The following is an 11,981-nucleotide window of genomic DNA, read 5'->3' as shown; positions in this document are numbered from 1 at the left end:
CGCCACACCATACTCAGGTATGCAAAACAACAGAACAGATCACAGAGGTAATCATGGCTATTGAACGTACTTTTTCCATCATCAAACCAAACGCGGTGGCAAAAAACGTTATTGGCAGCATCTTTGCTCGCTTTGAATCAGCAGGGTTCAAAATTGTTGGCACGAAAATGCTGCACCTGAGCGTTGAACAGGCTCGCGGCTTCTATGCTGAACACGACGGTAAACCTTTCTTTGATGGCCTGGTCGAGTTCATGACTTCTGGTCCGATCGTGGTTTCTGTTCTGGAAAGCGAAAATGCCGTACAGCGTCACCGTGACCTGCTGGGTGCGACCAACCCGGCTAATGCACTGGCTGGCACACTGCGTGCTGACTATGCTGACAGCTTCACTGAGAACGGTACGCATGGTTCCGACTCTGTAGAATCTGCGGCGCGCGAAATCGCTTACTTCTTCGGCGAAGGCGAAGTGTGCGCACGCACTCGTTAATCCAGCGAGTTCGTTTACACTTTATTTCGTAAATGCCGCGTGCAGACGTGGCATACCTGCGTCAGACTTTGTACAATGCAACGCCCCGGAAGAGCAGACTGCTCACCGGGGCGTTTCTTTTCAACCCTCCACGGGCCATAACGTGTAACAACGAGGCCGGAAAAAATTATGTCTGAATTAGTTAACACCTCCGAAGTCGCCATTGCAGCGGTTCCTAATAAAAATGGAAAAATCAACCTGCTGGATCTGAACCGTCAGCAGATGCGCGAGTTTTTCAAAGAGATGGGCGAAAAGCCGTTTCGTGCCGACCAGGTGATGAAATGGATGTACCACTATTGCAGCGACGACTTTGATGACATGACTGACATCAACAAAGTGCTGCGTAATAAGCTGAAAGAAGTGGCTGAAATTCGGGCCCCGGAAGTGGTAGAAGAACAGCGCTCTTCCGATGGTACGATTAAGTGGGCGATTGCTGTGGGCGATCAGCGCGTTGAAACCGTGTATATCCCGGAGGACGATCGCGCAACGTTGTGCGTTTCATCCCAGGTAGGGTGTGCACTGGAATGTAAGTTCTGCTCCACGGCTCAGCAAGGCTTCAACCGCAACCTGCGCGTTTCTGAGATTATTGGCCAGGTATGGCGCGCGGCGAAAATTGTTGGTGCGGCAAAAGTGACCGGAACTCGCCCAATCACCAATGTGGTGATGATGGGAATGGGAGAGCCTCTGCTCAACCTGACTAACGTGGTTCCGGCGATGGAAATCATGTTGGACGATTTCGGTTTTGGCCTGTCCAAACGTCGCGTGACGCTTTCGACCTCAGGTGTTGTGCCTGCGCTGGATAAACTTGGCGATATGATCGATGTAGCGCTGGCCATTTCTCTGCATGCGCCGAACGATGAAATTCGTGACGAAATTGTACCTATCAACAAGAAGTACAATATCGAAACCTTCCTGGCGGGTGTGCGTCGCTATCTGGAAAAATCCAATGCTAACCAGGGCCGTGTGACAATTGAATATGTCATGCTGGATCATGTGAATGACGGTACTGAGCATGCGCATGAGTTAGCTGAGTTGCTGAAAGATACGCCGTGCAAGATCAACCTCATTCCATGGAACCCGTTCCCTGGCGCGCCGTATGGCCGTAGCTCGAACAGCCGTATTGACCGTTTCTCCAAAGTGCTGATGGAGTACGGATTCACCACTATCGTGCGTAAAACACGTGGTGATGATATCGATGCCGCATGCGGTCAGTTAGCGGGGGATGTCATCGATCGTACTAAACGTACTCTGCGTAAACGCATGCAGGGCGAGACGATTGCGGTGAAAGCTGTTTGATTATTATGCAGTCACGGCGCATTATCTGCGCCGTGACGCATAACCTTACTGAATAATCAGTCATATTCATCATGATTGATTAATAATTACGGTGCGTTTCATATGACTTTCGGGCAGTATGTAGCGACGTAACAACAGTTTAGCTTCGTGGGCAGGGCTGCGCTGTCATCTATGGCCCGACAGTCTTATACTGTCTGTTCAAGGTTAACTGACCAGAAGTTTCGCGGTGCGGGTGGCATTGTGACTCACCGGCATCTGGACCCTAATTTACACGTACCAGTAAGTAGTAGTAGCGAATGAATACTGAAGCCACTCACGACCAAAATGAAGCACTTTCCACTGGCGTTCGTCTTCGCAACGCCCGTGAACAACTCGGACTCAGCCAACAAGCTGTTGCAGAACGCTTGTGTCTGAAAGTTTCCACGGTTCGCGATATTGAAGAAGATAAGGCTCCTGCCGATCTGGCTTCAACATTTCTGCGTGGTTATATCCGCTCTTACGCAAAACTGGTGCATATCCCCGAAAACGAATTGCTGCCAATGATGGAGAAGCAGGCGCCGGTCAGAGCGGCCAAAGTTGCGCCAATGCAAACTTTCTCCCTCGGTAAACGTCGTAAAAAACGTGATGGCTGGTTAATGAGCTTTACGTGGCTGGTGCTGTTTGTGGTTATTGGCTTAACGGGCGCCTGGTGGTGGCAAAACCATAAGGCACAGCAGGAAGAGATCACCACAATGGCCGATCAATCCTCTGCAGAGCTCAATAATTCGGGTAACGACGGCGCGCAAAGCGTGCCGTTAAACACGGATAACACCGCAAGTACCAATGAACCGCAAGTGACGACGGATGCACAGGCAACCGATCCTGCGCAAACGCCAGCCTCAAATGCTAACCCAGCCGTTCAGCCTCAGGCACAAAATACGGTGGTTGCCCCTTCCCAGGCGAATGTTGATACTGCTGCAAACGTACCTGCTGCGACCTCTCCGGCTGACAATTCAGCGCAACCTTTACCAACCGATCAGGCGGCTGTTGCGAATGCAGCGGCCAATCCGAATGCACTGGTGATGAATTTCTCTGCTGATTGCTGGCTGGAAGTCACTGACGCAACGGGTAAAAAATTGTTCAGTGGCTTGCAGCGTAAAGATGGCACACTGAATTTGGTGGGCCAGGCCCCGTATAAGCTTAAGATTGGCGCACCATCAGCGGTGCAGATTCAATATCAGGGCAAACCTGTCGATCTGAGCCGTTTTATCAGAACTAACCAGGTTGCACGTCTTACCGTTAATGCCGAACAATCAGCAGCACAGTAACAGACAGGCAACGCGGGAGATTTTTCATGCATAATCAGGCTCCGATTCAACGTAGAAAATCGAAACGAATTTACGTTGGGAATGTGCCGATTGGCGATGGGGCTCCTATCGCCGTCCAGTCAATGACCAATACGCGTACAACAGATGTTGAAGCGACGGTCAACCAAATCAAAGCATTAGAACGTGTGGGCGCGGATATAGTTCGCGTCTCCGTGCCGACAATGGATGCCGCTGAGGCATTCAAATTGATCAAGCAGCAAGTGAGTGTTCCACTGGTTGCGGATATCCATTTCGACTATCGCATTGCCCTGAAGGTTGCCGAATATGGCGTAGATTGTCTGCGTATTAACCCAGGCAATATCGGTAATGAAGAGCGTATCCGCATGGTCGTGGACTGCGCGCGGGACAACAATATTCCTATCCGTATTGGTGTGAATGCGGGTTCTTTGGAAAAAGACCTGCAGGAAAAATACGGTGAGCCAACGCCGCAAGCGTTACTGGAATCCGCCATGCGTCATGTGGATCATCTGGATCGTCTGAACTTCGATCAGTTTAAAGTCAGCGTAAAAGCCTCTGATGTATTCCTGGCGGTTGAATCTTATCGTCTGCTGGCGAAACAGATTGATCAGCCTCTGCATCTCGGGATCACCGAAGCGGGTGGTTTGCGTAGCGGATCGGTTAAGTCGGCCATCGGGTTGGGATTGCTGCTTTCTGAAGGGATTGGCGACACACTCCGCGTATCGCTGGCAGCCGATCCTGTCGAAGAGATCAAAGTCGGCTTCGATATTCTGAAATCACTGCGTATCCGTGCGCGTGGGATCAACTTTATCGCTTGCCCCACTTGCTCACGTCAGGAATTTGACGTCATCGGTACGGTTAACGCGCTGGAGCAGCGCCTGGAAGATATCATCACCCCGATGGACGTTTCTATCATTGGATGCGTGGTGAATGGGCCGGGAGAAGCGCTGGTGTCAACCCTCGGTGTGACGGGCGGTAACAAGAAAAGTGGTCTCTATGAAGATGGCGTTCGCAAAGATCGTCTGGATAATAGCGACATGATCGACCAGCTCGAAGCCCGTATTCGCGCTAAAGCGACGATGCTGGATGAGACACAGCGCATCAGTGTTCAGCAGGTTGATAAATAACGTGATGGGAAGCCGCGAGCTTCCCATGTATGATTGAACCCATTCTTTGGGTTCTTTTTTGTGTATAGAAAGAGAGTAAACGTGGCAAAAAATATTCAAGCCATCCGCGGCATGAACGATTATCTGCCTGGCGAGACCGCCATCTGGCAGCGCATTGAAGGCACACTGAAACAGGTGCTCGGCAGCTACGGTTACAGCGAAATCCGTTTGCCGATTGTAGAGCAGACCCCGTTATTCAAACGTGCGATCGGCGAAGTGACCGACGTAGTTGAAAAAGAGATGTATACCTTTGAGGACCGCAACGGCGATAGCCTGACCCTGCGCCCTGAAGGTACGGCGGGCTGCGTACGCGCCGGCATCGAACATGGTCTCCTGTACAATCAGGAGCAGCGTCTCTGGTATATCGGCCCGATGTTCCGCCACGAACGTCCGCAGAAAGGTCGTTATCGCCAGTTCAACCAGTTGGGCGTTGAAGTTTTTGGTCTGCAAGGGCCAGATATTGATGCTGAGCTGATTATGTTGACCGCTCGCTGGTGGCGTGCGCTTGGTATTTCCGAACATGTTTCTTTAGAACTGAACTCTATAGGTTCGCTGGAAGCGCGTGCAAACTACCGTGATGCGCTGGTAGCTTTCCTGGAACAGCATAAAGAGAAGCTGGATGAAGATTGCCAGCGTCGCATGTACACAAACCCACTGCGCGTTCTGGACTCCAAGAATCCTGACGTTCAAACACTGTTGAACGATGCGCCAGCACTGGGTGATTATCTTGATGAAGAGTCACGAGAGCACTTCGCGGGTCTGTGCAAACTGCTTGAAGCGGCGGGTATTACCTACACTGTAAACCAGCGTCTGGTTCGCGGTCTGGACTACTATAACCGTACCGTTTTCGAGTGGGTAACATCGAGCCTGGGTTCTCAGGGAACGGTCTGCGCAGGCGGTCGTTACGATGGCCTGGTTGAGCAATTGGGTGGCCGTGCGGCCCCGGCAGTGGGCTTTGCAATGGGTCTTGAACGACTTGTTTTGCTGGTTCAGGCAGTTAATCCGGAATTTAAAGCAGATTCTGTTGTCGATATATACCTGGTCGCTTCAGGCGCGGATACGCAGTCTGTAGCTATGCAGCTTGCTGAGCGCGTGCGTGATGCACTGCCGGGCATTAAGCTGATGACCAACCATGGCGGCGGCAACTTTAAAAAACAGTTTGCGCGTGCTGATAAGTGGGGCGCAAGTATCGCACTGGTGCTGGGTGAGTCCGAAGTGGCTAACGGCGAAGTGGTGGTAAAAGACCTGCGCTCTGGTGAGCAAATAACGGTAACGCAGGATGGCGTTGCAGCGCATTTGCGCACTTTATTGGGCTAAGGAGAAGGACAGCGTGGAAATTTACGAGAACGAAAACGAGCAGGTTGATGCGCTCAAGCGCTTCTTTGCTGAAAACGGCAAAGCCCTGGCTGTTGGGGTAATTATTGGTGTAGGTGCGCTGATGGGCTGGCGCTACTGGAACAATCATCAGGCTGACTCGGCTCGCGGTGCGTCGCAGTCTTATGAAAACACCGTCAGCGCTATTCGTGCCGATCAGCCGCAAACGCTGGCCGCTGCAGAGAAGTTTGCAGCAGAAAACAAAAACACCTACGGCGCGCTGGCTGCGTTGGAAGTCGCTCAACAGTTTGTTGTTCAAAATGAACTGGATAAAGCGGTTGCTCAGCTTACTCAGGGTCTCTCCGCTGCAAGCGATGAAAACCTGAAAGCGGTGATTAATCTGCGTCTGGCACGTATCCAGGTTCAGCAAAATAAAGCCGATGATGCACTGAAAACCCTCGATACCGTCAAAGGTGAAGGTTTTGCGGCGATTGTTGCCGATCTGCGTGGCGAAGCGTTGCTGAGCAAGGGCGACAAGCAGGGTGCGCGCAGTGCGTGGGAAGCGGGTGTGAAAAGCAACGCTTCACCCGCGCTGAGCGAAATGATGCAGATGAAAATAAATAATTTGTCCGTCTGAGAGGGACCCGATGCAATTGCGTAAATTACTTCTGCCAGGACTGCTTTCTGTTACTTTATTGAGTGGCTGTTCACTGTTCAGTGGTGAAGAGGATGTTGTAAAAATGTCCCCGCTGCCGACTGTTGAAAATCAGTTTACCCCATCTACCGCATGGAGCACTTCTGTGGGTGATGGTATTGGCGATTTCTATTCCAACCTGCATCCGGCATTTGCTGACAGCGTTGTCTATGCGGCTGACCGCAAAGGGACAGTGAAAGCCGTGAATTCCGATGACGGGAAAGAAGTGTGGTCTGTTAACCTGGCGGAAAAAGACGGTTGGTTCTCTCGTAAACCTGCATTGCTGTCGGGCGGCCTGACGGTTGCTGGTGGTCATGTGTATGTGGGTAGCGAAAAAGCGCAGGTTTATGCGTTGAACAGCAGTGATGGTTCGATTGCGTGGCAAACCACCGTAGCAGGTGAATCCCTGTCTCGTCCTGTAGTTAGCGATGGTTTGGTGCTGATTCATACCAGCAACGGTCAGTTGCAGGCTCTGAATGAAGCTGACGGTCTGATTAAATGGACAGTAAACCTGGATATGCCTTCACTGTCTCTGCGTGGTGAATCAGCTCCTGCTACTGCGTTTGGCGCTGCCATTGTTGGTGGTGACAACGGCCGTGTAAGCGCGGTGTTGATGCAGCAAGGCCAGATGATTTGGCAGCAGCGTATTTCCCAGGCGACAGGTTCTACAGAAATCGACCGCCTGAGCGACGTAGACACGACGCCGGTTATCGTCAATGGTGTGGTGTACGCGTTGGCATATAATGGAAACCTGACTGCGCTGGATTTGCGTAGTGGTCAGATCATGTGGAAACGTGAACTGGGTTCAGTGAATGATTTTGTTGTTGATGGCAACCGTATTTATATGGTCGATCAGAACGATCGCTTGCTGGCGCTGAACACGGAAGGCGGCGTAACGTTGTGGACACAAAGCGATCTGCTGCATCGTCTGCTGACTGCACCAGTACTGTATAACGGTAGTCTGGTTGTAGGTGATAGCGAAGGTTACATGCACTGGATTGATCCAGAAACGGGTCGCTTCGTTGCGCAGCAAAAAGTCGATAGCTCAGGCTTCCTGACGGACCCTGTCTTAGCTGATGGCAAATTGTTGATCCAGGCAAAAGACGGCACGCTGTACGCGATCACGCGTTAATTACACAGCGGTTGTAGTATACTAAACGGCTCCTGTTAACTCAGGGGCCGTTTTGACATTTTTAAAAACGTCGCAAAAGCGACGTTATTTTGAATTTTATGAGGCTTCAAACATGGTACCTGTGGTCGCGCTTGTCGGGCGCCCGAACGTTGGAAAATCCACTCTTTTTAACCGATTAACACGCACCCGTGATGCGCTGGTTGCGGATTTCCCGGGGCTGACGCGTGACCGTAAGTACGGTCGTGCAGAGGTGGAAGGACGTGAGTTCATCTGTATCGATACCGGTGGTATTGATGGCACAGAGGACGGTGTAGAAACCCGTATGGCCGAGCAGTCTCTGCTGGCAATCGAAGAAGCAGACGTGGTTCTGTTTATGGTCGATGCCCGTGCAGGCCTTATGCCAGCGGATTCTGCCATTGCTAAGCATTTGCGCTCGCGTGAAAAGCCGACGTTCCTCGTCGCTAACAAAACTGACGGCATTGATGCCGATCAGGCTGTCGCTGACTTCTGGTCTTTAGGGCTGGGCGAAATCTATCCTATCGCGGCGTCACATGGTCGCGGTGTGACCAGCCTGCTGGAAACCGTTTTGCTGCCATGGGTTGATGAAGTTAATCCGCCGGAAGACGTCGACGAAGATGCCGAATACTGGGCGCAATTCGAAGAAGGTGAAGAGGGCGCTGAAGAGGAGCCTGAGGACGATTTCAACCCACAGGATCTGCCGATCAAGCTGGCAATTGTGGGCCGTCCTAACGTAGGTAAGTCTACACTTACTAACCGTATTCTCGGTGAAGAACGTGTTGTGGTTTACGACATGCCAGGTACAACCCGCGACAGCATCTACATTCCAATGCAACGTGACGAGCGCGAGTATGTGCTTATCGACACAGCAGGTGTGCGTAAGCGTGGGAAAATCACCGATGTAGTGGAAAAATTCTCCGTTATTAAAACGTTGCAGGCGATTGAAGATGCCAACGTAGTACTGCTGGTTATCGATGCGCGGGAAGGGATCTCCGATCAGGACCTGTCACTCCTGGGCTTCATCCTGAATAGTGGGCGCTCACTGGTTATTGTCGTCAACAAATGGGATGGCCTGAGCAACGAAGTGAGAGAGCAGGTTAAAGAGACCCTGGACTTCCGTCTGGGTTTTATCGACTTCGCGCGCGTACACTTCATCTCTGCACTTCATGGCAGTGGCGTCGGCAACCTGTTCGATTCCGTGCGTGAAGCTTATGACAGCTCGACACGTCGCCAGAGCACCGCGATGCTGACCCGTATCATGAACATGGCCGCAGAAGACCATCAGCCGCCATTGGTGCGTGGTCGTCGCGTGAAGCTGAAATATGCGCATGCTGGTGGTTATAACCCGCCAATCGTGGTGATTCACGGCAACCAGGTAAAAGACCTGCCGGATTCCTACAAACGTTATCTGATGAACTACTTCCGTAAATCACTGGATGTAATGGGTACGCCTATCCGTATTCAGTTCAAGGAAGGGGAAAACCCGTTTGCTAACAAGCGTAACACTCTGACGCCAAACCAGATGCGTAAGCGTAAGCGTTTGATTAAGCACATCAAGAAAAGCAAATAATCGTTGCTAATCATAAGAAAACCCGCACTTGCTGCGGGTTTTTTTTCGTCGATTTATAGCGTATGTTGCTTTGTGTGATGTCAATCACTATTCGTTTTATGCCAAGTTTAAATCTAGGAAAGTAGACAATCGTCGAATTTTCATCTTAAAGTCTCTGGTCTGGTACTAGACAAAACTAGCATCAGGTTATCAAATAGTTAAATAACTCTTCACCGCATGTAGAAAATCGGCCAGATATATAACTGGTCGGCGTGCATTGCGGTGTTTACAAGCACGACGACATACCTTCTCGGGAGAATTATGCAATCCTCTGTTAATCAAAAAGAAAGCCGAACGTTCTTTGGCCATCCTTATCCGCTTGGCTCACTGTTCTTCACCGAAATGTGGGAGCGTTTCTCGTTTTACGGCATTCGTCCGTTACTGATTCTGTTCATGGCCGCTACTGTTTATGACGGTGGTATGGGGCTGGCACGCGAAAACGCTTCGGCGATTGTTGGGATCTTCGCCGGGACGATGTATCTGGCGGCACTGCCGGGTGGCTGGCTTGCAGATAACTGGCTCGGCCAGCAGAAAGCGGTCTGGTATGGTTCAATTCTGATTGCGCTTGGGCATTTATCGATTGCACTTTCCGCAGTGATGGGCGACAACCTGTTCTTTATTGGTCTGATGTTTATCGTGCTTGGCTCCGGGCTGTTTAAGACCTGTATCTCGGTTATGGTGGGGACACTGTATAAAAAAGGCGATGCGCGTCGTGACGGCGGTTTTTCGCTTTTTTACATGGGCATCAATATGGGGTCGTTCATCGCACCTCTGATCTCCGGTTGGTTGATTAAAACTCATGGCTGGCACTGGGGCTTTGGTATTGGTGGCATCGGGATGCTGGTGGCGCTGGTGATTTTCCGCGTCTTTGCTGTTCCGGCCATGCAACGCTACGACAGTGAAGTCGGTCTGGATTCCACGTGGAACAGCCCGGTAGCGAAGAAAAATGGTGTAGGCAGTTGGTTGCTGGCACTGGCGGTGGGCGTCGTGGTAATCGTTACACTGATAGCGCAGGGCGTGATTGTGATTAACCCGGTCGCGGTAGCCAGTGTGCTGGTGTACGTCATTGCGGCATCGGTTGCTCTCTACTTTATCTGGTTGTTTGTGTTTGCTGGCCTGAACCGCAAAGAACGCGCCAGATTGTTGGTCTGTTTTATCCTGCTGGTGTCTGCGGCATTCTTCTGGTCCGCATTTGAGCAAAAGCCAACGTCATTTAACCTGTTTGCTAACGACTATACCAACCGTATGATCGGCGATTTTGAAATCCCGGCCGTGTGGTTCCAGTCGATCAATGCCTTGTTCATCATTATCCTCGCCCCGGTGTTTAGCTGGGCGTGGCCGAAACTGGCAAGCAAGAATATCCGTCCGAGCAGTATTTCGAAATTCGTGATTGGTATTCTGTGCGCAGCTGCAGGCTTTGGTCTGATGATGCTGGCAGCGCAGAACGTTCTGAGTAATGGCGGAGCGGGTGTATCGCCGTTTTGGCTGGTTGGCAGTATTTTGATGCTGACACTTGGCGAGTTGTGCCTGAGCCCGATTGGCCTGGCGACTATGACGCTGCTGGCTCCGGAAAGAATGCGTGGTCAGATGATGGGACTGTGGTTCTGTGCCAGTGCTCTCGGTAACCTGGCTGCAGGTCTGATTGGTGGGCATGTGAAAGCTGACCAGCTTGATATGTTGCCAGATCTCTTCGCACGTTGTTCGATTGCGCTGCTGATATGTGCGGCGGTGCTGATCGCCCTCATTGTTCCGGTGCGTCGCATGCTGGAAAATGCGCAGACGAAACCGGTAACTAACGCCTGATAGCACCTCGACCTGGCCGGGGCATGCGTTATGCCCCGGCAATTAAACATTCGAGGTGGGTATATGTTGTTAGGCTTTGTTGGTCTTGGGGCAGTGGTTGAAACAGCGTATTCACCCGCATTACGAAACCACTTTGGAGACTCGCTACATTGTCTCGGATTTGATGTTCAACCCACAAAACAATCTGAAGGTATAACACACTGCGCATCACTGGCTGAACTTCTTGCTCAGCCTCTGGATACTCTGTTTATTACCACTGCATCTTTGCGCCACCTTGAGGTGCTTGAGCAGGCTCTGGCCTCATCCATTCCGCGTATAGTGGTCGAAAAACCCATCGTTGCCACACTTCCCCAAATCGAAAAACTGAAAATGCTGCTGGCAATGCCTGGTGCAGCGCCTCGGGTACTGGCGCTCGATCACTGGATGGCGCGCATTGAAACGGTGAAACAGAAATTGGTCAGTTCCATTTCCGACATTGTCAGAATGGAGGGTTTCTTGCAGGAGCCGAGCGGATTTAACACGGCAGGAGAGCCCATTGCGCTCAACTTCGCGACCGGTCAACCTGACACGCGAACGCTTCTCCACCCTGATGGTGTGATTCTGGATGTTGGTACGCATGTGCTGGCGATGCTGCGTGAAACGGTGCGTTATCTGGGCGGCAGTGATGATATGGCGTTACGGGTGGTTACTGCCAAAGATCGGCTGGGGCGAGATATCGTGAAAGGGGATTTAAGCACGGCAGAAGGTGAGGCGCATCTCCAGGGAGAGATCAGTCGCATTCCGGTGGATATCTGGCTCAACAAATATGCGGGTCCCTCTGGCGGGCAAAAAGGTTTGCGGATGTATTTACGTGACGGACGAGTCATTAACTACGATCGTCGAGGGGGCGAGGATGTACTGGAAAGCACGGAAGGTAATGCTGTCCATCGATGGCATGTTCCGGGTGCTATTTACGAGCACTGCCTGGTTGAACATATCCTGGGTAAGCAAAGTCTGTTTGCACGCGCTCCGGAAGAGGTCAGTCTCACAACCCGTCGTCGGCTGGATGAAGTTGCGTTACTGCTGCAATTGCAACAGACGCTGCGTGGCCCGCATTAAGC

General features: G+C 51.5%; 10 protein-coding genes. All 10 read left to right on the top strand.

Going from position 1 to position 11,981, the window contains the following annotated elements; translation table 11 throughout:
- The first annotated feature begins 53 nt into the window (after positions 1–53).
- The 10 genes from ndk to HV346_RS16590 all read left to right on the top strand — a co-directional run bounded on the left by ndk (position 54) and on the right by HV346_RS16590 (position 11,979).
- Entirely contained in the window at positions 54–485 is a 432-nt protein-coding gene (gene ndk, locus HV346_RS16635; protein WP_181620374.1) for a nucleoside-diphosphate kinase, read from the top strand.
- A 168-nt stretch (positions 486–653) separates the two neighbouring features.
- Positions 654–1,820, top strand: coding sequence for a bifunctional tRNA (adenosine(37)-C2)-methyltransferase TrmG/ribosomal RNA large subunit methyltransferase RlmN (locus tag HV346_RS16630; RefSeq protein ID WP_181620373.1), 1,167 nt, complete (start codon positions 654–656; stop codon positions 1,818–1,820).
- A gap of 296 nt (positions 1,821–2,116) precedes the next feature.
- Positions 2,117–3,127: a cytoskeleton protein RodZ gene (gene rodZ / locus HV346_RS16625; RefSeq protein ID WP_181620372.1), complete on the top strand. Its 1,011-nt coding sequence runs from the start codon at positions 2,117–2,119 to the stop codon at positions 3,125–3,127.
- A 26-nt stretch (positions 3,128–3,153) separates the two neighbouring features.
- On the top strand, positions 3,154–4,272 hold the full coding sequence (gene ispG / locus HV346_RS16620; RefSeq protein ID WP_181620371.1) for a flavodoxin-dependent (E)-4-hydroxy-3-methylbut-2-enyl-diphosphate synthase: 1,119 nt from the start codon (positions 3,154–3,156) through the stop codon (positions 4,270–4,272).
- A gap of 81 nt (positions 4,273–4,353) precedes the next feature.
- Positions 4,354–5,628, top strand: a complete 1,275-nt coding sequence (gene hisS, locus HV346_RS16615) for a histidine--tRNA ligase (protein ID WP_181620370.1) — start codon at positions 4,354–4,356, stop codon at positions 5,626–5,628.
- Between the two features lie 13 nt (positions 5,629–5,641).
- Positions 5,642–6,262: a YfgM family protein gene (locus tag HV346_RS16610; RefSeq protein ID WP_181620369.1), complete on the top strand. Its 621-nt coding sequence runs from the start codon at positions 5,642–5,644 to the stop codon at positions 6,260–6,262.
- A 10-nt stretch (positions 6,263–6,272) separates the two neighbouring features.
- Positions 6,273–7,451 carry an outer membrane protein assembly factor BamB gene (gene bamB, locus HV346_RS16605; RefSeq protein WP_181620368.1) on the top strand — a complete coding sequence of 393 codons (1,179 nt, stop codon included), beginning with the start codon at positions 6,273–6,275 and terminating at the stop codon, positions 7,449–7,451.
- A 112-nt stretch (positions 7,452–7,563) separates the two neighbouring features.
- Positions 7,564–9,039 carry a ribosome biogenesis GTPase Der gene (gene der / locus HV346_RS16600; protein WP_181620367.1) on the top strand — a complete coding sequence of 492 codons (1,476 nt, stop codon included), beginning with the start codon at positions 7,564–7,566 and terminating at the stop codon, positions 9,037–9,039.
- 300 nt (positions 9,040–9,339) lie between these two features.
- Positions 9,340–10,881: a peptide MFS transporter gene (locus HV346_RS16595; protein ID WP_181620366.1), complete on the top strand. Its 1,542-nt coding sequence runs from the start codon at positions 9,340–9,342 to the stop codon at positions 10,879–10,881.
- A gap of 63 nt (positions 10,882–10,944) precedes the next feature.
- The gene (locus tag HV346_RS16590; protein WP_181620365.1) at positions 10,945–11,979 is read left to right on the top strand and encodes a Gfo/Idh/MocA family oxidoreductase; all 1,035 of its coding nucleotides are present in this window, start codon (positions 10,945–10,947) and stop codon (positions 11,977–11,979) included.
- The last annotated feature ends 2 nt before the right edge of the window (positions 11,980–11,981 follow it).

It is taken from the genome of Enterobacter sp. RHBSTW-00994, from assembly GCF_013782625.1.
Classification (GTDB): domain Bacteria; phylum Pseudomonadota; class Gammaproteobacteria; order Enterobacterales; family Enterobacteriaceae; genus Enterobacter.
This window is presented reverse-complemented; position numbering and strand designations above follow the sequence as displayed.

Coding starts and splice junctions, on each gene's coding strand:
- bamB (WP_181620368.1), top strand. CDS start 6,273: ATGCAATTGCGTAAATTACTTCTGCCAGGACTGCTTTCTGTTACTTTA.
- HV346_RS16630 (WP_181620373.1), top strand. CDS start 654: ATGTCTGAATTAGTTAACACCTCCGAAGTCGCCATTGCAGCGGTTCCT.
- HV346_RS16595 (WP_181620366.1), top strand. CDS start 9,340: ATGCAATCCTCTGTTAATCAAAAAGAAAGCCGAACGTTCTTTGGCCAT.
- der (WP_181620367.1), top strand. CDS start 7,564: ATGGTACCTGTGGTCGCGCTTGTCGGGCGCCCGAACGTTGGAAAATCC.
- HV346_RS16590 (WP_181620365.1), top strand. CDS start 10,945: ATGTTGTTAGGCTTTGTTGGTCTTGGGGCAGTGGTTGAAACAGCGTAT.
- rodZ (WP_181620372.1), top strand. CDS start 2,117: ATGAATACTGAAGCCACTCACGACCAAAATGAAGCACTTTCCACTGGC.
- ispG (WP_181620371.1), top strand. CDS start 3,154: ATGCATAATCAGGCTCCGATTCAACGTAGAAAATCGAAACGAATTTAC.
- ndk (WP_181620374.1), top strand. CDS start 54: ATGGCTATTGAACGTACTTTTTCCATCATCAAACCAAACGCGGTGGCA.